At 58.6% G+C, this 19,244-nt stretch carries 16 protein-coding genes and 2 tRNA genes; 17 read left to right on the top strand and 1 reads right to left on the bottom strand.

Annotated elements, in window-relative coordinates:
- The first annotated feature begins 47 nt into the window (after positions 1 to 47).
- From dnaJ to B0D71_RS06670, 6 genes are all read left to right on the top strand, one after another.
- Positions 48 to 1,172: a molecular chaperone DnaJ gene (gene dnaJ / locus B0D71_RS06645; protein ID WP_103394089.1), complete on the top strand. Its 1,125-nt coding sequence runs from the start codon at positions 48 to 50 to the stop codon at positions 1,170 to 1,172.
- Positions 1,173 to 1,182: 10 nt separating this feature from the next.
- Positions 1,183 to 1,986: a 4-hydroxy-tetrahydrodipicolinate reductase gene (gene dapB / locus B0D71_RS06650; protein WP_057716481.1), complete on the top strand. Its 804-nt coding sequence runs from the start codon at positions 1,183 to 1,185 to the stop codon at positions 1,984 to 1,986.
- Positions 1,987 to 2,245: 259 nt separating this feature from the next.
- A complete protein-coding gene (gene carA, locus B0D71_RS06655) occupies positions 2,246 to 3,382 on the top strand; it encodes a glutamine-hydrolyzing carbamoyl-phosphate synthase small subunit (RefSeq protein ID WP_007988689.1) in 1,137 nt (378 codons plus the stop codon).
- A 115-nt stretch (positions 3,383 to 3,497) separates the two neighbouring features.
- Entirely contained in the window at positions 3,498 to 6,719 is a 3,222-nt protein-coding gene (gene carB / locus B0D71_RS06660) for a carbamoyl-phosphate synthase large subunit (protein WP_103394090.1), read from the top strand.
- Between the two features lie 2 nt (positions 6,720 to 6,721).
- Entirely contained in the window at positions 6,722 to 7,198 is a 477-nt protein-coding gene (gene greA / locus B0D71_RS06665) for a transcription elongation factor GreA (protein WP_034148383.1), read from the top strand.
- A gap of 28 nt (positions 7,199 to 7,226) precedes the next feature.
- A complete protein-coding gene (locus tag B0D71_RS06670; RefSeq protein ID WP_103394091.1) occupies positions 7,227 to 7,631 on the top strand; it encodes an MFS transporter in 405 nt (134 codons plus the stop codon).
- A gap of 9 nt (positions 7,632 to 7,640) precedes the next feature.
- Here the strand turns inward: B0D71_RS06670 and B0D71_RS06675 are convergent, their stop codons facing one another.
- Complete coding sequence (locus B0D71_RS06675) at positions 7,641 to 7,949, bottom strand: YhbY family RNA-binding protein (RefSeq protein ID WP_007942889.1); 309 nt, start codon at positions 7,947 to 7,949, stop codon at positions 7,641 to 7,643.
- A 105-nt stretch (positions 7,950 to 8,054) separates the two neighbouring features.
- Between B0D71_RS06675 and rlmE the strand changes: the two genes are divergently transcribed.
- The 11 genes from rlmE to infB all read left to right on the top strand — a co-directional run bounded on the left by rlmE (position 8,055) and on the right by infB (position 19,197).
- The gene (gene rlmE, locus B0D71_RS06680) at positions 8,055 to 8,687 is read left to right on the top strand and encodes a 23S rRNA (uridine(2552)-2'-O)-methyltransferase RlmE (protein ID WP_103394092.1); all 633 of its coding nucleotides are present in this window, start codon (positions 8,055 to 8,057) and stop codon (positions 8,685 to 8,687) included.
- 199 nt (positions 8,688 to 8,886) lie between these two features.
- A complete protein-coding gene (gene ftsH, locus B0D71_RS06685; RefSeq protein WP_015093436.1) occupies positions 8,887 to 10,797 on the top strand; it encodes an ATP-dependent zinc metalloprotease FtsH in 1,911 nt (636 codons plus the stop codon).
- An 8-nt stretch (positions 10,798 to 10,805) separates the two neighbouring features.
- Positions 10,806 to 11,657, top strand: a complete 852-nt coding sequence (gene folP / locus B0D71_RS06690) for a dihydropteroate synthase (protein WP_103394093.1) — start codon at positions 10,806 to 10,808, stop codon at positions 11,655 to 11,657.
- 16 nt (positions 11,658 to 11,673) lie between these two features.
- On the top strand, positions 11,674 to 13,011 hold the full coding sequence (gene glmM, locus B0D71_RS06695) for a phosphoglucosamine mutase (protein WP_103394094.1): 1,338 nt from the start codon (positions 11,674 to 11,676) through the stop codon (positions 13,009 to 13,011).
- A gap of 66 nt (positions 13,012 to 13,077) precedes the next feature.
- A complete protein-coding gene (gene tpiA, locus B0D71_RS06700) occupies positions 13,078 to 13,833 on the top strand; it encodes a triose-phosphate isomerase (protein WP_103394095.1) in 756 nt (251 codons plus the stop codon).
- Between the two features lie 4 nt (positions 13,834 to 13,837).
- On the top strand, positions 13,838 to 14,221 hold the full coding sequence (gene secG / locus B0D71_RS06705) for a preprotein translocase subunit SecG (protein ID WP_017336473.1): 384 nt from the start codon (positions 13,838 to 13,840) through the stop codon (positions 14,219 to 14,221).
- A gap of 22 nt (positions 14,222 to 14,243) precedes the next feature.
- Positions 14,244 to 14,329: transfer RNA gene (locus tag B0D71_RS06710), tRNA-Leu, on the top strand.
- A 97-nt stretch (positions 14,330 to 14,426) separates the two neighbouring features.
- A tRNA-Met gene (locus tag B0D71_RS06715) sits at positions 14,427 to 14,503 on the top strand.
- A 138-nt stretch (positions 14,504 to 14,641) separates the two neighbouring features.
- A complete protein-coding gene (rimP, locus tag B0D71_RS06720) occupies positions 14,642 to 15,100 on the top strand; it encodes a ribosome maturation factor RimP (protein WP_007973115.1) in 459 nt (152 codons plus the stop codon).
- Positions 15,101 to 15,159: 59 nt separating this feature from the next.
- Positions 15,160 to 16,641: a transcription termination factor NusA gene (nusA, locus tag B0D71_RS06725; RefSeq protein ID WP_008057419.1), complete on the top strand. Its 1,482-nt coding sequence runs from the start codon at positions 15,160 to 15,162 to the stop codon at positions 16,639 to 16,641.
- 27 nt (positions 16,642 to 16,668) lie between these two features.
- On the top strand, positions 16,669 to 19,197 hold the full coding sequence (gene infB, locus B0D71_RS06730) for a translation initiation factor IF-2 (protein WP_103394096.1): 2,529 nt from the start codon (positions 16,669 to 16,671) through the stop codon (positions 19,195 to 19,197).
- Positions 19,198 to 19,244: the final 47 nt, after the last annotated feature.

Here is a 19,244-nt window from a genome sequence, read left to right on the forward strand (position 1 = left end):
CAAACTCAGGAGGGTTTTGTCGGACGTCCTCAAGAGTGCAAAGACTTATGGCAAAGCGTGACTATTACGAAGTGTTGGGTGTTGAGCGTGGCTCAAGCGAAGCGGACCTGAAGAAGGCCTACCGTCGCCTGGCGATGAAGCACCACCCGGACCGTAATCCCGATGACAAGGCGTCGGAAGAGATGTTCAAGGAGGCCAACGAGGCCTACGAAGTGCTGTCCGATTCCAGCAAGCGCGCGGCATACGACCAGTACGGTCATGCCGGTGTCGACCCGAGCATGGGTGGTGGCGGCGCCGGTTTCGGCGGTCAGAACTTCTCCGACATCTTTGGCGATGTCTTCAGTGATTTCTTCGGTGGCGGTCGCGGCGGTTCCCGTGGCGGCGCTCAGCGCGGCAGCGATTTGCGCTACACCCTGGAACTGGACCTGGAAGAAGCGGTACGCGGCACGACCGTGAATATCCGCGTTCCGACGCTGGTCAACTGCAAGCCTTGCGACGGCTCCGGTGCCAAGAAAGGTTCTTCGCCGGTAACCTGCCCGACTTGCGGCGGTATCGGTCAGGTGCGCATGCAGCAAGGCTTCTTCTCGGTGCAGCAGACCTGCCCGCGCTGCCATGGCCAGGGAAAGATCATTTCCGATCCGTGCGATTCCTGCCACGGCGAAGGTCGTGTCGAAGAGTACAAGACCCTGTCGGTGAAAGTGCCGGCCGGTGTCGATACCGGTGACCGCATTCGTCTGTCCGGCGAAGGCGAGGCGGGTGCTCAGGGTGGCCCGACTGGCGACCTGTACGTGGTGATCAACGTGCGCGAGCACGCGATTTTCCAGCGCGATGGCAAGCATCTGTTCTGCGAAGTGCCGATCAGCTTCGTCGATGCAGCGCTGGGTGGCGAGCTGGAGATTCCGACCCTTGATGGCCGGGTCAAGCTGAGGATCCCTGAGGGGACCCAGACCGGCAAGCAGTTCCGCGTTCGTGGCAAAGGTGTTGCGCCGGTGCGTGGTGGTGGTGCAGGTGATCTGATGTGCCGTGTGGCGGTCGAGACTCCGGTCAATCTGAGCCGGCGCCAGCGCGAAATGCTTGAGGAGTTCCGTAGCTCCCTGGCGGACGACAACAGCCATTCGCCGAAAACCACCGGTTGGTTCGAAGGCGTGAAGCGCTTCTTCGGCGATTTGTAAGGAGGCAGGCATGCGACGTATTGCAGTGATGGGCGCCGCCGGGCGCATGGGCAAGACCCTGATTGAGGCAGTGCAGCAAACCCCGGGCGCCGGTCTGACGGCGGCGGTGGATCGTCCCGACAGCACGCTGGTCGGCGCGGATGCCGGTGAGCTGGCGGCGCTGGGTCGTATCGGCGTGCCTCTGTCTGGTGATCTGGATCGGGTGGTCGACGAGTTCGACGTGCTGATCGATTTCACGCACCCGACGGTGACCCTGAAGAACCTGGCTTTCTGCCGTAAACATGGCAAGGCCATGATCATCGGTACAACTGGTTTCAGCGTTGAAGAAAAACAGCTTCTGGCGGAAGCGGGCAAGGACATTCCGATTGTTTTCGCGGCCAACTTCAGTGTCGGCGTCAATCTGTGCCTGAAGTTGCTCGACACCGCGGCTCGCGTATTGGGCGACGATGTCGATATTGAGATCACCGAGGCTCACCATCGGCATAAAGTCGATGCGCCGTCCGGCACTGCCGTGCGCATGGGTGAGGTGATTGCCGATGCGCTGGGTCGCGATCTGAAGAAGGTAGCGGTGTATGGTCGTGAGGGTCAGACCGGCGCTCGTGATCGTGAAACCATCGGTTTCGCCACAGTGCGTGCTGGCGACATCGTTGGTGATCACACCGTGCTGTTCGCCGCCGACGGCGAGCGTGTCGAGATCACTCACAAGGCGTCCAGCCGCATGACCTTCGCCAAGGGTGCGGTGCGTGCTGCGTTGTGGCTGGATGGGCGCGAGCCTGGCCTTTACGACATGCAAGACGTGCTCGATCTGCGTTAAGATGCATCCGAAATCGGGCTCACGCACAGCGTTTGGGCCCGGTTTTGTTCCGCCAAGCGACGTCCTGTCGCATTCTCCAGCCTTTAAGGCTCATTGGCGGTAGACCAAAAAGCCCTTTTTCTGTAAGCTACAGCTTTAGTGTGTCCACTAAAAGCGCGCAGAATAATTCAGTGAAGAAGCGGGGTGACGTGTCCATACGTCACTCCGCTTTTTTACAACCTGCGATCGCCCTTTCAGGCTTTATTTACGGGAGGTCTTCTTGACTAAGCCAGCCATACTCGCCCTTGCTGATGGCAGCATTTTTCGCGGCGAAGCCATTGGAGCCGACGGTCAGACCGTTGGTGAGGTGGTGTTCAACACCGCAATGACCGGCTATCAGGAAATCCTTACCGATCCTTCCTACGCCCAACAGATCGTTACTCTGACTTACCCGCACATCGGCAACACCGGCACCACGCCGGAAGACGCTGAGTCCAACCGCGTCTGGTCTGCCGGCCTGGTCATTCGTGACCTGCCACTGGTTGCGAGCAACTGGCGTAACACGATGTCCCTGTCCGACTACCTGAAGGCCAACAACGTTGTGGCCATCGCCGGTATCGACACCCGTCGCCTGACGCGCATCCTGCGTGAAAAAGGTGCGCAGAACGGCTGCATCATGGCCGGTGACAACATTTCCGAAGAGGCTGCCATCGCCGCCGCCCAGGGTTTCCCAGGTCTCAAGGGCATGGACCTGGCAAAAGTCGTCAGCACCAAGGAAAGCTACGAGTGGCGCTCGACTGTCTGGGATCTGAAAACCGACAGCCACGCGACCATCGAAGCCTCCGAACTGCCGTACCACGTCGTGGCCTACGACTACGGCGTCAAGGTCAACATCCTGCGCATGTTGGTCGAGCGCGGTTGCCGCGTGACCGTGGTGCCGGCGCAAACGCCTGCAGCCGACGTACTGGCACTGAAGCCAGATGGCGTGTTCCTGTCCAACGGCCCTGGTGATCCGGAGCCTTGCGACTACGCGATCCAGGCGATCAAGGACGTTCTGGAAACCGAGATCCCGGTCTTCGGCATCTGCCTCGGTCACCAGCTGCTGGCCCTGGCCTCCGGCGCCAAGACCCTGAAAATGGGCCACGGCCACCACGGTGCCAACCACCCCGTCCAGGACCTGGACAGCGGTGTGGTGATGATCACCAGCCAGAACCACGGTTTTGCCGTAGACGAAGCGACCCTGCCAGCCAACGTCCGCGCGATTCACAAATCGCTGTTCGACGGAACCCTGCAAGGTATCGAGCGTACCGACAAGAGCGCCTTCAGCTTCCAGGGTCACCCGGAAGCCAGCCCTGGCCCGAACGACGTAGCGCCATTGTTCGATCGCTTCATCAACGAGATGGCCAAGCGACGCTGATCGCTCGCCTTGATGTAGCAAAGCTTGAGGGTGGTCCCGACACCGGCGGCCCCCTCAAGTCAGAGATTGAACAAGACGGCTTGCCGACTGACCTGCGGATTTGAGTGACAAACCCATGCCAAAACGTACAGACATTAAAAGCATCCTTATTCTCGGCGCTGGCCCGATCGTAATCGGCCAGGCCTGCGAATTCGACTACTCCGGCGCCCAGGCCTGTAAGGCCCTGCGCGAAGAGGGTTACCGCGTCATCCTGGTGAACTCCAACCCGGCCACCATTATGACCGACCCGGCCATGGCCGACGCCACCTACATCGAACCGATCAAGTGGCAGACCGTTGCCAAGATCATCGAGAAAGAGCGTCCGGACGCGCTGTTGCCAACCATGGGTGGCCAGACCGCTCTGAACTGCGCACTGGATCTGGAGCGCGAAGGCGTTCTGGAGAAGTTCGGCGTAGAAATGATCGGTGCCAACGCTGACACCATCGATAAGGCTGAAGACCGTTCGCGTTTCGACAAGGCCATGAAGTCCATCGGCCTGGCGTGCCCGCGTTCCGGTATCGCCCACAGCATGGAAGAGGCCAATGCGGTCCTCGAGAAGCTTGGCTTCCCGTGCATCATCCGTCCGTCCTTCACCATGGGCGGCACCGGTGGCGGTATCGCTTACAATCGTGAAGAGTTCGAAGAAATCTGCGCCCGTGGTCTGGACCTGTCGCCGACCAAGGAGCTGCTGATCGACGAATCGCTGATCGGCTGGAAAGAGTACGAAATGGAGGTTGTCCGCGATAAGAAGGACAACTGCATCATCGTCTGCTCCATCGAAAACTTCGACCCGATGGGCGTGCACACCGGTGACTCGATCACCGTGGCTCCTGCACAGACCCTGACCGACAAGGAATACCAGATCCTGCGTAACGCCTCCCTGGCGGTACTGCGCGAGATCGGCGTGGAAACCGGCGGCTCCAACGTTCAGTTCGGTATCTGCCCGAACACCGGCCGCATGGTCGTGATCGAGATGAACCCGCGTGTATCGCGTTCCTCGGCACTGGCTTCGAAAGCCACCGGCTTCCCGATCGCCAAGGTCGCGGCCAAGCTGGCTGTGGGCTACACCCTTGACGAGCTGTCGAACGACATCACTGGCGGCAAGACCCCGGCGTCCTTCGAACCGTCCATCGACTACGTCGTGACCAAGCTGCCACGCTTCGCCTTCGAGAAGTTCTCCAAGGCTGACGCGCGCCTGACCACGCAAATGAAGTCGGTGGGTGAAGTCATGGCCATCGGCCGTACCTTCCAGGAATCCCTGCAGAAAGCCCTGCGTGGTCTGGAAGTAGGCGTTTGCGGTCTGGACGAAAAGGTTGACCTGAGCAACCCGGAAAGCATGAGCGTGCTCAAGCGCGAGCTGACTGTGCCGGGCGCTGAGCGCATCTGGTACGTGGCCGACGCAATGCGCGCCGGCATGAGTGTTGAAGACATCTTCGGCATGACCATGATCGATCCTTGGTTCTTGGTACAGATGGAAGATCTGATCAAGGACGAAGAGAAGGTCAAGACCCTGGGTCTGACCAGCATCGACCGCGACCTGATGTTCCGCCTCAAGCGCAAGGGCTTCTCCGACATGCGCCTGGCCAAGCTGCTGGGTGTGACCGAGAAGAGCCTGCGTGCTCACCGTCACAAGCTGGACATCTTCCCGGTCTACAAGCGCGTCGACACCTGCGCTGCCGAGTTCGCCACCGATACGGCTTACCTCTACTCGACATACGAGGAAGAGTGCGAAGCGGCGCCATCGGGTCGCGACAAGATCATGATCCTGGGTGGCGGTCCTAACCGTATCGGCCAGGGCATCGAATTCGACTACTGCTGCGTACACGCGGCACTGGCCCTGCGCGATGACGGGTACGAGACCATCATGGTCAACTGCAATCCGGAAACCGTTTCCACCGACTACGACACCTCCGATCGCCTGTACTTCGAGCCAGTGACCCTGGAAGACGTGCTGGAAATCGTGCGCGTCGAGAAGCCAAAAGGCGTGATCGTCCAGTACGGCGGCCAGACCCCGCTGAAACTGGCGCGTGCCCTGGAAGCCGCCGGCGTGCCGATCATCGGCACCAGCCCTGATGCAATCGACCGTGCCGAAGACCGTGAGCGCTTCCAACAGATGGTCCAGCGCCTGAACCTGCGTCAGCCGCCAAACGCCACCGTGCGCAGCGAAGACGAAGCGATTCGTGCCGCCGCCAAGATCGGTTACCCGCTCGTGGTGCGCCCGTCCTACGTACTGGGCGGTCGTGCGATGGAAATCGTTTACGAAGAAGAAGAACTCAAGCGCTACCTGCGTGAAGCGGTTCAGGTGTCCAACGACAGCCCGGTTCTGCTGGACCACTTCCTCAACTGCGCCATTGAGATGGACGTGGATGCGGTCTGCGACGGTAAGGACGTCGTGATCGGCGCGATCATGCAGCACATCGAGCAGGCCGGTGTTCACTCCGGTGACTCCGCGTGCTCGCTGCCGCCATACTCGCTGCCTGCGCACATCCAGGACGAGATGCGCGAACAGGTCAAGAAAATGGCCCTGGAGCTGGGCGTGATCGGCCTGATGAACGTACAGTTGGCGCTGCAAGGCGACGACATCTACGTCATCGAAGTCAATCCGCGCGCTTCCCGTACTGTGCCGTTCGTGTCCAAGTGCATCGGTGTTTCCCTGGCAATGATCGCGGCTCGCGTCATGGCCGGTAAGACTTTGAAGGAAATCGGCTTCACCAAGGAAATCATCCCGAACTTCTACAGCGTGAAAGAGGCGGTGTTCCCGTTCGCCAAATTCCCTGGCGTTGACCCGATCCTCGGCCCAGAGATGAAGTCCACCGGTGAAGTGATGGGCGTGGGCGATACCTTCGGTGAAGCGTTCGCCAAGGCCCAGATGGGTGCCAGTGAAGTACTGCCAACCGGCGGTACTGCGTTCATCAGCGTGCGTGACGATGACAAGCCGCTGGTTGCGGGTGTGGCCCGTGATCTGATCAACTTGGGCTTCGAAGTGGTTGCCACTGCCGGTACTGCCAAGCTGATAGAGGCTGCAGGCCTGAAAGTGCGCCGTGTGAACAAGGTGACCGAGGGTCGTCCGCACGTGGTCGACATGATCAAGAATGACGAAGTCACTCTGATCATCAACACCACCGAAGGTCGTCAGTCGATCGCTGATTCTTACTCTATTCGTCGTAATGCCCTGCAGCACAAGATTTACTGCACCACTACCATTGCTGCTGGCGAAGCTATCTGCGAAGCGCTGAAGTTCGGTCCCGAGAAGACCGTACGCCGCTTGCAGGATCTACACGCAGGATTGAAGGCATGAGCATAACGAAGTACCCAATGACCGTTCAGGGCGCTCGCGCCCTGGAAGAAGAGCACACTCACCTGACCAAGGTCGTTCGTCCGAAGCTTAGCCAGGACATCGGTACGGCCCGCGAGTTGGGTGATTTGAAGGAAAACGCCGAATACCACGCTGCCCGTGAGCAGCAGGGTATGGTCGAGGCGCGGATTCGTGATATCGAAGGCCGGATTCAGAATCAGGTCATCATTGATGTCACGACCATTCCTCATACCGGCAAAGTGATTTTCGGCACCACTGTCGAGATTGCCAATGTCGAGACGGATGAGCGCGTTACTTACCACATCGTGGGTGAGGATGAGGCTGACTTCAAACTCGGCAAGATTTCGGTCGGCTCTCCACTGGCCCGCGCCTTGATTGCCAAGGAAGAGGGTGATGTGGTTGCCGTGAAAACGCCTGGTGGCGTTATCGAGTACGAGATTGTCGAAGTTCGCCACATCTGAAGACCGGCGCCCGCTTCGTGCGGGCGCCATGGTTTGGCAGCTGACTCAGATGTTGTGGGTCGGCGGCTTGTGGCTGTTGCAAATTGGTCTGTTGCCGGTGCTGGGGCGAATTGGCCTGGCGCCGCTACTGATCGACGAAATCGCAGGCACACTCAACACGTTGATGGTGGGATTCGCCATGGCGTGTGTGATTTTTCAGGCTTTGGTGCTGGTTAAGGCCGAGGGCCTTGTCAGTCTATGGCGAGATATTCGCGGACAACTGCTGTTGATGGCGCTGTATGCGTGCGTGATGTACTTCGCGGTGCGTTTCGGCTGGCCGGATGCGGTGCGTTGGCAGGCGTTCAGCTATCTTGTTCTGGGCTTTTCCGGGCTGGTGCTGGTGTTGCAACCGGTGCCGGGATGGAGTGGCCGGGTGCGCGAAGCACACCCTTGACCCTTGTCATCACTTGAAGCGATGGACGTTCGACAGCTGCTTGTTGACGCTGAAGTTCTTGCGGTAGATCAGTGCCATCTTGCCGATGACCTGAACCAGATCCGCTTTGCCGACCTTGCAGAGCTCTGCAATGGACGCCAGGCGCGATTCGCGATCGAGGATGTTGAGCTTGATCTTGATCAGCTCGTGATCCGCCAAAGCGCGTTCGAGTTCGGCTAACACACCTTCAGTCAAACCATTGTCTGCCACAATCAATACTGGTTTCAGATGGTGGCCAATGGACTTGTACTGTTTCTTCTGCTCTTGAGTGAGCGGCATAATCTGACCCCTGCGTCTGATCTTGTAAAAAGCGGCGGCCAGTTTACCCGAGCGAGTCCGGGACCGCCCAGTTAATCACGACCCGTTTTATTTTCGAGGTATCCCGTGGCCCGTTCCAAGACAAGCCTTAAGTGGCTGCAAGAGCATTTCAACGACCCATTCGTCAAAATGGCACAAAAAGACGGGTACCGTTCCCGCGCCAGCTACAAACTGCTGGAGATCCAGGAAAAGGATCGCCTGATCCGTCCGGGCATGAGCGTAATCGACCTTGGTGCGGCCCCCGGTGGGTGGTCCCAGGTGACCAGTCGTCTGATTGGCGGGCAGGGTACGCTGATCGCTTCTGACATTCTGGAAATGGACAGCATCCCCGACGTGACCTTCATTCAGGGCGACTTTACCGAGGATGCCGTGCTGGCTCAGATTCTCGATGCCGTCGGAAATAAGGAAGTAGACCTTGTGATTTCCGACATGGCCCCCAATATGAGTGGATTACCGGCCGTGGACATGCCGCGAGCGATGTTCCTGTGCGAACTGGCACTGGATCTGTCGACGCGGGTGCTCAAGCCCGGTGGTGATTTTTTGATCAAGATTTTCCAGGGCGAAGGCTTCGACGAATTTCACAAAAGCGTTCGCCAGCAGTTCGACAAGGTGCAGATGCGCAAGCCGACCTCGTCGCGCGACCGTTCTCGCGAGCAGTACCTGCTGGGCCGCGGTTTCCGCGGGCGCAGTGAGGATTGAGTGAATTTTCGATCGGGGTGATAGGATTTTTGTATTACGCCTTGTCAGAATTAGCGAATATTGTGTAGGAAGTGTTTCACAAAGGGTTACAGACGGCGCCTGCCAAGTTGTAGGTAATGTAGTAAGTTAGGCCGGTGAATATCATGCGAAGCGCGCGCCAGTAGCGGAGCTTGCTTCAGAGGGTAGTTAATTGAACGATATGGCAAAGAATCTGATCCTGTGGTTGATCATCGCGGCTGTCCTGGTGACGGTGATGAACAACTTCTCCAGCCCTAACGAGCCGCAGACCCTCAACTATTCCGACTTCATCCAGCAGGTCAAGGATGGCAAGGTCGAGCGCGTGGCGGTTGATGGCTACGTGATTACCGGCAAACGCAACGATGGCGACAGCTTCAAGACCATTCGGCCGGCGATCCAGGACAACGGCCTGATCGGCGACCTGGTGGATAACCACGTCGTGGTCGAAGGCAAGCAGCCTGAGCAGCAAAGCATCTGGACCCAACTCCTGGTCGCCAGCTTCCCGATCCTGGTGATCATTGCCGTGTTCATGTTCTTCATGCGGCAGATGCAGGGCGGTGCCGGTGGCAAGGGCGGGCCGATGAGCTTCGGCAAGAGCAAGGCGCGCCTGCTCTCCGAGGATCAGGTGAAAACTACCCTGGCTGACGTTGCAGGTTGCGACGAGGCCAAGGAAGAAGTGGGTGAGCTGGTCGAGTTCCTGCGCGATCCGGGCAAATTCCAGCGCCTGGGTGGCCGCATTCCTCGCGGCGTGCTGATGGTTGGTCCTCCGGGTACCGGTAAAACCTTGCTGGCCAAGGCCATCGCGGGCGAAGCCAAAGTACCGTTCTTCACCATTTCCGGTTCCGACTTCGTCGAAATGTTCGTCGGTGTGGGTGCCAGCCGTGTTCGCGACATGTTCGAGCAGGCCAAGAAACACGCTCCATGCATCATCTTCATCGACGAAATCGATGCGGTCGGTCGCCATCGTGGCGCTGGCATGGGTGGTGGTCACGACGAGCGCGAGCAGACTCTCAACCAGTTGCTGGTCGAGATGGATGGCTTCGAAATGAATGACGGCATCATCGTGATTGCCGCGACCAACCGTCCTGACGTACTGGACCCTGCGCTGCTGCGTCCGGGCCGATTCGACCGCCAGGTTGTTGTGGGGCTGCCGGACATCCGTGGTCGCGAACAGATTCTCAAGGTTCACATGCGCAAAGTGCCGATGGGTGACGACGTTGCTCCGGCCGTGATCGCTCGTGGTACTCCAGGCTTCTCCGGTGCCGACCTGGCTAACCTGGTGAACGAGGCCTCGCTGTTCGCTGCCCGTGCCGGCAAGCGCATCGTCGAGATGAAAGAGTTCGAACTGGCGAAAGACAAGATCATGATGGGCGCCGAGCGCAAATCCATGGTCATGTCCGAGAAAGAAAAGCAGAACACGGCTTACCACGAAGCGGGCCACGCCATCGTGGGGCGTGTCGTGCCTGAGCATGATCCGGTGTACAAGGTGTCGATCATCCCGCGCGGTCGTGCGCTGGGTGTGACCATGTTCCTGCCGGAAGAAGATCGTTACAGCCTGTCCAAGCGTGCATTGATCAGCCAGATCTGCTCGCTGTACGGCGGTCGTATCGCTGAAGAAATGACCTTGGGCTTCGATGGCGTGACCACCGGTGCTTCCAACGACATCATGCGCGCCAGCCAGATTGCGCGGAACATGGTGACCAAGTGGGGGCTTTCGGAAAAGCTCGGTCCGCTGATGTACGCCGAAGAAGAAGGCGAAGTGTTCCTCGGTCGCGGCGGTGGCGGTCAGAGTGCGAGCTTCTCCGGTGAGACAGCCAAGCTGATCGACTCCGAAGTGCGCAGCATCATCGATCAGTGCTATGGCACGGCGAAGCAGATTCTCACGGACAACCGTGACAAGCTCGACGCGATGGCTGATGCCTTGATGAAGTACGAAACGATTGATGCCGAGCAGATCGACGACATCATGGCGGGGCGTACGCCGCGCGAGCCGCGCGACTGGTCGGGTGGCACAGGTACCTCCGGCACCCCTCCGGTGGTGCAGGACGAGCGTCCGGAAACACCGATCGGCGGTCCTGCTGCTGACGTATAAGGTTTGAAATGACTTCTGTTCAGTCCTCGACCCGGTTGCCTTGCGGCAACCGGGTTCTTGATTTCGCCCAGACGCATGTCATGGGTATTCTCAATGTCACTCCTGACTCTTTCTCCGATGGTGGCCAATACAGCCAGCTCGACGCGGCCATGCGCCACGCCGAAGCCATGGTGGCGGCCGGCGCGACGCTGATCGATGTCGGTGGCGAGTCCACCCGGCCTGGTGCCAGGGCGGTTTCGCCCCTGGAGGAGTTGGAGCGCGTGGCGCCCATCGTCGAGCGCATTGCTCGCGAGCTGGACGTCATCATCTCGGTCGACACGTCAACGCCGGCGGTTATGCGTGAAACCGCGCGCCTGGGTGCCGGGTTGATCAATGACGTACGTTCTTTGCGTCGCGATGGCGCCCTGGATGCTGCGGCGGCTACTGGCCTGCCGGTTTGCCTGATGCATATGCTGGGGGAGCCCGGCGATATGCAGGACGATCCGCAGTACCAGGACGTTACAAGGGAGGTCGGTGAGTTTCTTGCCGAGCGCCTGCATCAATGTTCATTGGCGGGAATTGCGGCTGAGCGGATCATTCTTGATCCAGGCTTTGGTTTCGCTAAAACCTTGCAGCACAATCTAAGCTTGTTCAAACATATGGAAGCCCTGCATGCCTTGGGGCGGCCCCTGTTGGTCGGGGTTTCGCGAAAGAGCATGATTGGTCAGGCATTGAATCGTCCGGTGGGAGACCGGCTGTATGGTGGTTTGGCGCTCGCGGCGCTGGCTTCGGCGAAAGGTGCGCGTATATTGCGCGTCCATGATGTAGCCGAAACAGTGGATGTGGTGCGGATGATCGCCGCAGTGGAATCAGCCGAATAAGAATGATGGAGCACTTATGAGCAAAAAATATTTTGGCACCGATGGTATTCGTGGGCGTGTCGGTGAATACCCGATTACACCTGATTTCATGCTCAAGCTCGGCTGGGCTGCAGGCATGGCGTTCCGCAAGATGGGCGCCTGCAAGGTATTGGTAGGCAAGGACACCCGGATCTCCGGCTATATGTTCGAGTCTGCACTTGAGGCGGGGCTGACCTCGGCGGGTGCTGATGTAATGCTCCTGGGCCCGATGCCGACACCGGCGATTGCCTATCTGACGCGTACCTTTCATGCCGAAGCGGGCATTGTTATCAGCGCCTCGCACAATCCGCATGATGACAATGGCATCAAGTTTTTCTCCGGCAAGGGCACCAAGCTTCCTGATGAAGTCGAGTTGATGATCGAAGAGTTGCTCGACACTCCGATGACTGTGGTTGAGTCGAGCAAGATCGGCAAGGTGTCGCGAATCAACGATGCGTCGGGGCGCTATATCGAATTCTGCAAGAGCAGCGTGCCAACCGGCACCAGCTTCTCGGGTCTGAAAATCGTGATCGACTGCGCTCACGGTGCGACTTACAAAGTGGCGCCGAGCGTGTTCCGCGAGTTGGGTGCTGAAGTCGTCGTGCTGTCGGCTCAGCCCAATGGGCTGAACATCAACGACAATTGCGGTTCGACCCATATGGGGCCGCTGCAGGCTGCTGTCGTGGCCGAGCATGCCGATCTGGGTATTGCCTTCGATGGTGACGGTGACCGCGTCCAGATGGTCGATCACACGGGTGCAGTGGTGGATGGCGACGAATTGCTGTTCATCATTGCCCGTGATCTGCATGAGCGCGACAAGCTGCAGGGCGGCGTGGTCGGAACCCTGATGAGCAACCTGGGGCTGGAACTGGCCCTGGCTGATCTGGGTGTTCCATTCGTGCGTGCCAATGTCGGTGATCGCTATGTCATTGCCGAGCTGTTGGAGCGCAACTGGATCGTGGGTGGTGAAAACTCCGGGCACATCGTGTGTTTCAGTCACACCACCACGGGTGATGCAATCATTGCGGCACTGCAGGTGCTGATAGCGCTGCGCACGCGTGATGAAAGTCTGGCGCAATCCCGACAGTCGCTGCGAAAGTGCCCTCAGGTGCTGATCAACGTGCGTTTCGGTGGCGGCGCAAGCCCTCTCGAACATCCGTCGGTCAAGGAAGCCAGCGAGCGTGTGACCAAGGCCATGGCAGGTCGGGGACGTGTGCTGTTGCGCAAGTCTGGAACCGAGCCGCTGGTGCGTGTCATGGTCGAAGGCGAAGACGAAACCCTGGTTCGCGGCTATGCCGAAGAGCTGGCAAAGCTGGTTGCTGAAGTTTCTGCCTGAATTCGGCTTGCCAGCCTTGATTGTGTTGGGTAACATCTGCGCCCACTTTGACCGACGAGGTACAGCATGCGTCGCCCTATGGTAGCTGGTAACTGGAAGATGCACGGTACCCGCGCCAGCGTCGCTGAGCTGATCAATGGCCTTCGTGACTTGGCCTTGCCGAGCGGTGTTGATGTCGCGGTATTCCCGCCTTTCCTGCATATCAATCAAGTGATTGATGACCTGGAAGGAAAGTCGATTTCGGTCGGCGCTCAGAATTCTGCGGTGGAATCCGGACAAGGTGCGTTGACCGGTGAGATAGCGCCGAGTCAGTTGGTGGATTCAGGTTGTTCCCTGGTACTTGTCGGGCACTCCGAGCGCCGCCAGATTATGGGTGAGCAGGACGCAGTGCTGATTCGCAAGTTCGCAGCGGCACAGGCATGTGGCTTGGTTCCGGTGTTGTGCATTGGGGAGACCCTTGAGCAGCGTGAGGCCGGAAAGACTCTTGAGGTTGTCTCGCGTCAGCTGGGCAGTATCATTGAGGAGCTGGGTGTCGGTGCCTTTGCCAAGGCAGTCATAGCTTACGAGCCGGTCTGGGCCATTGGCACCGGACTGACTGCAACGCCGCAACAGGCGCAGGATGTGCATGCAGCCATCCGCGCTCAGTTGGCGGCAGAGAATTCTGAGGTCGCACAAGGTGTGCGGCTTCTATACGGCGGCAGCGTGAAGGCGGCCAATGCGGTCGAACTGTTCGGCATGCCGGATATCGATGGGGGCCTCATTGGTGGGGCTTCCCTGAATGCAGATGAGTTCGGTGCGATTTGTCGCGCCGCGGGAAACTGAAAAAATGCTGGAAACAGTCGTAGTCGTTTTTCATCTGCTGGGTGCATTGGGCGTAGTAGCTCTGGTTTTGCTGCAGCAGGGTAAAGGTGCGGACGCTGGCGCGTCTTTCGGAGCAGGTGCTTCAAATACTGTGTTCGGAAGCCAAGGTTCCTCTACCTTTCTTAGTAAGTTTACTGCTATACTTGCCGCAGGTTTTTTCATAACCAGCTTGGGGTTAGGTTACTTTGCTAAAGAGAAGGCTCACCAGCTGACTCAAGTAGGTCTCCCAAATCCAGCGGTACTGGAAGTTCCAAAGCAACAACCGGCTTCTGATGATGTCCCGGTGCTTCAAGAGCAAAAGTCGGCTACTCCAGCGACTGACGTACCTCCAGCTCAAGAGCAGAAGTAAGAAGGGTTTCAAACGTAGTATTGCCGAGGTGGTGGAATTGGTAGACACGCAACCTTGAGGTGGTTGTGCCCATAGGGTGTAGGGGTTCGAGTCCCCTTCTCGGTACCAATTAGTCAGGAGAGCCCGCTGTTGCGGGCTTTCTTGCAGGTGGAAGGTTACATTGACCCTGTAGGGGATCGGTCGTATACTTCCGCCCCAGCTTTGTCGCGGGGTGGAGCAGTCTGGTAGCTCGTCGGGCTCATAACCCGAAGGTCGTCGGTTCAAATCCGGCCCCCGCAACCAGTTTAAGGAGCCCCTTTTAAGGGGCTTTTTGTTAGCTGGACACTTTCAACGCCGCTGTTCGACGGCGTTTCAAGGATGGGCGTTTCGCCCATTTTTTTATTTTGCATAGCATGCACATACATGCACTAGGGGGTTCAGGTGTCGAGCAAGCTAGAAGAGTTGCAGGCCTTGCTGGCCCCGGTGGTCGTGGCCCTAGGCTATGAATGCTGGGGTATCGAGTTTTCGGCTCAGGGTCGTCACTCGATGTTGCGCGTTTATATCGATAAAGAAGGCGGCGTGCTGGTGGACGATTGTGCCATCGTCAGCCGTCAGATAAGCGGTGTGCTGGATGTTGAAGATCCAATCTCCGTTGAATACACCCTTGAAGTTTCCTCGCCTGGCATGGAACGCCCTCTGTTCACTCTTGAGCAGTTTGCAAAATTTGCCGGTGAACAAGTGAAGATCAAGCTGCGCTCGCCTTTTGAAGGACGACGCAACTTTCAGGGCCTTCTGCGCGGCGTAGAAGAGCAGGATGTCGTGGTGCAGGTAGAAGACCATGAGTTCCTGTTGCCGATCGATATGATCGACAAGGCCAACATTATTCCCAGTTTTGACTGAGGCGTGCCAGATACTGCGGATCCCGCGGATCCAATGGCTTGCGAAAGGCGAGGCGTACGATGAGCAAAGAAGTACTGCTGGTTGTTGAGTCGGTATCCAACGAAAAGGGTGTACCGGCAAACGTTATTTTTGAAGCGCTGGAGCTGGCCCTGGCCACTGCGACCAAAAAGCGTTTCGAAGACGAAGTTGATCTGCGTGTGGAAATCAATCGCCACACGGGTGCATACGAGACATTCCGTCGCTGGACGGTCGTCGAGGAAGCAGACCTGGACGATCCGGCCATCGAAACCTGGCCGAGCAAGGTTGCTGAAACGCATCCTGGCGCCAAGGTCGGTGACGTCGTCGAAGAGAAAATCGAGTCCATCGAGTTCGGCCGCATCGCTGCACAGACTGCCAAGCAAGTCATCGTGCAGAAAGTTCGCGAAGCCGAGCGCGCTCAGGTTGTTGACGCTTATCGCGAGCGCCTGGGTGAAATCATCTCCGGCACCGTGAAAAAAGTCACTCGCGACAACGTGATCGTTGATCTGGGCAACAACGCAGAAGCGTTGCTGGCCCGTGAAGACATCATTTCTCGCGAAACTTTCCGGGTTGGCGTGCGTCTGCGTGCGCTGCTCAAGGAAATCCGCACCGAGAACCGCGGCCCGCAGCTGATCCTGTCGCGTACCGCGCCGGAAATGCTAATCGAGTTGTTCCGCATCGAAGTGCCGGAAATTGCCGAAGGCCTGATCGAAGTGATGGCTGCGTCCCGTGATCCGGGATCCCGCGCCAAGATCGCCGTCCGCTCCAAGGACAAACGCATCGACCCGCAAGGCGCTTGCATCGGTATGCGCGGTTCGCGCGTACAGGCAGTGTCGGGTGAGTTGGGCGGTGAGCGTGTTGACATCGTTCTGTGGGACGACAACCCGGCTCAGTTCGTGATCAACGCCATGTCCCCGGCCGAGGTTGCGGCAATTATCGTTGACGAAGATGCCCACGCAATGGACATCGCCGTTGGCGCAGACAATCTGGCTCAGGCCATCGGTCGCGGTGGTCAGAACGTGCGTCTGGCGAGCCAGCTGACTGGCTGGACCCTGAACGTGATGACCGAATCGGACATCCAGGCTAAGCAGCAAGCAGAAACCGGCGACATCCTGCGCAACTTCATCGACGAGCTGGAAGTCGACGAAGATCTGGCGCAGGTGCTGGTAGATGAAGGCTTCACCAGCCTGGAAGAGATTGCCTACGTACCGTTGGAAGAAATGCTCAACATCGACGGCTTTGACGAAGATACCGTCAACGAGCTTCGTGCTCGTGCCAAGGATCGTTTGTTGACCAAAGCCATCGCTACTGAGGAAAAGCTGGCAGACGCCCATCCGGCCGAAGACCTGCTCTCGCTTGAGGGTATGGACAAGGATTTGGCGATGGAACTGGCGGTGCGCGGCGTAATTACCCGCGAAGACCTGGCCGAGCAGTCTATTGACGACCTGCTCGACATCGACGGCATTGACGATGATCGTGCCGGCAAGTTGATCATGGCCGCCCGAGCCCACTGGTTCGAGTAATTAGGCGCGGCCTGAGGAGAGAAGTGCATGACGCAAGTCACGGTGAAACAACTGGCCGATGAGGTCAAAACACCGGTAGAGCGCCTGTTGCAGCAGATGCGTGAGGCAGGTCTGCCGCACACCGCCGCCGAAGAAAGTGTGACTGACAGTGAGAAGCAATCGTTGCTGACTCACTTGAAAAGCAGCCACAAGGCGAAAGTGGAAGAACCACGCAAGATTACGCTGCAGCGTAAAACCACCAGCACCCTTCGGGTTGCTGGCAGCAAAAGCATCAGCGTTGAAGTACGCAAGAAGAAAGTCTTCGTACAGCGCAGCCCGGAAGAAATCGAAGCCGAGCGCAAGCGTGAGCTGGATGAACGTCGCGCAGTAGAAAATGCTGCACGTCAGAAGGCTGAAGAAGAAGCCAAGCGTCGCGCCGAAGAAGAAGCGCGTCGCCAGCCTGCTGCTGCGCCGACCGCTCCGGCCGAACCCGTTGCAGCGCCTGCTGTGGTAGCCGAACCTGTGCGTGAAAGCGCACCGGTTGTGGCAGCTGCTCCGGCTCCTGCGGCCGACGCTCGCAAGCGTGACGAACAGCGTCGTCCGGACAAACCACGTGCCGACGACAACAATCGTCGCGGTGGCGGCGGCGATGGCGAGCGCAAAAACGCTCCGCATCGTGCGTCGGTCAAGGAAAAGGCGCCAGCGCCACGCGTTGCCCCACGTACTACCGACGAAGAAAGCGATGGCTTCCGTCGTGGTGGTCGCGGCAAGGCCAAGCTGAAGAAGCGCAACGCCCACGGTTTCCAGAGCCCAACCGGCCCTGTCGTGCGCGAAGTGAAGATCGGCGAAACCATCACTGTTGGCGACCTCGCTCAACAGATGTCGGTCAAGGCTGCTGAAATCATCAAGTTCATGTTCAAACTGGGTACTCCAGCGACCATCAACCAGGTACTGGACCAGGAAACTGCCCAACTGGTTGCCGAGGAGCTGGGCCACAAAGTGACCCTGGTCAGCGACACCGCCCTGGAAGATTCCCTGGCCGAGTCCCTGAAGTTTGAAGGCGAGGCAGTTTCCCGTGCACCAGTCGTAACCGTAATGGGCCATGTTGACCACGGTAAGACTTCCCTGCTCGACTACATCCGTCGTGCCAAGGTTGCCGCAGGCGAAGCCGGCGGCATCACCCAGCACATCGGTGCGTACCACGTTGAAACCGACCGCGGCATGGTGACGTTCCTCGACACCCCTGGTCACGCCGCGTTTACCGCGATGCGTGCCCGTGGTGCCAAGGCGACCGACATCGTGATCCTGGTGGTTGCGGCGGACGACGGCGTAATGCCGCAGACCATCGAAGCTGTTCAGCATGCCAAGGCTGCGGGTGTTCCGCTGGTTGTCGCTGTGAACAAAATCGACAAGCCGGGTGCCGACCTCGATCGCATCCGTAGCGAACTGTCGGTACACGGCGTGACGTCGGAAGAGTGGGGTGGTGACACTCCATTCGTACCGGTTTCGGCGAAAATGGGTACCGGTGTCGACGAACTGCTCGAAGCCGTATTGCTGCAAGCCGAAGTTCTGGAACTGACTGCAACGCCTTCGGCTCCTGGCCGTGGCGTGGTGGTTGAATCCCGCCTGGACAAGGGCCGCGGCCCGGTGGCTACCGTTCTGGTCCAAGACGGTACCCTGCGTCAGGGCGACATGGTCCTGGTCGGTTCGAACTATGGCCGTGTTCGTGCCATGCTCGACGAGAACGGCAAGCCAATCAAGGAAGCCGGTCCGGCCATCCCTGTCGAGATCCTCGGCCTGGACGGTACTCCGGACGCTGGCGACGAGATGAGCGTGGTTGCCGACGAGAAGAAAGCCCGTGAAGTGGCGCTGTTCCGTCAAGGCAAGTTCCGCGAAGTCAAACTCGCTCGTGCTCACGCCGGCAAGCTGGAAAACATCTTCGAAAGCATGGGTCAGGAAGAGAAGAAGACGCTCAACATCGTCCTCAAATCCGACGTCCGTGGATCGCTGGAAGCGTTGAACGGTGCCTTGAACGGCCTGGGTAACGACGAAGTGCAAGTGCGCGTGGTCGGTGGCGGCGTCGGTGGTATCACCGAATCCGATGCCAACTTGGCTCTGGCCTCCAACGCAGTACTGTTCGGCTTCAACGTGCGTGCCGATGCCGGCGCGCGCAAGATCGTCGAGCAGGAAGGTCTGGATATGCGTTACTACAACGTGATCTACGACATCATCGAAGACGTCAAGAAAGCCCTGACCGGTATGCTCGGCAGCGACGTTCGCGAGAACATCCTGGGCATCGCCGAAGTGCGTGACGTGTTCCGTTCGCCGAAGTTTGGCGCGATCGCCGGTTGCATGGTTATCGAAGGTGTTGTTCACCGTAACCGTCCAATCCGTGTACTGCGTGAAGACATCGTTATCTTCGAAGGCGAGCTGGAATCCCTGCGTCGCTTCAAGGATGACGCTTCCGAAGTGCGTGCCGGCATGGAATGCGGTATCGGCGTGAAGAGCTACAACGACGTCAAGGTCGGTGACAAAATCGAAGTCTTCGAGAAGGTGCAGGTTGCTCGCAGCCTCTAACTCGCGCACTTCAGGAGCCGTGACGGGTAGCTGCATGCGAGTGCGCA

This window comes from Pseudomonas laurylsulfativorans (genome assembly GCF_002906155.1).
Lineage (GTDB): Bacteria > Pseudomonadota > Gammaproteobacteria > Pseudomonadales > Pseudomonadaceae > Aquipseudomonas > Aquipseudomonas laurylsulfativorans.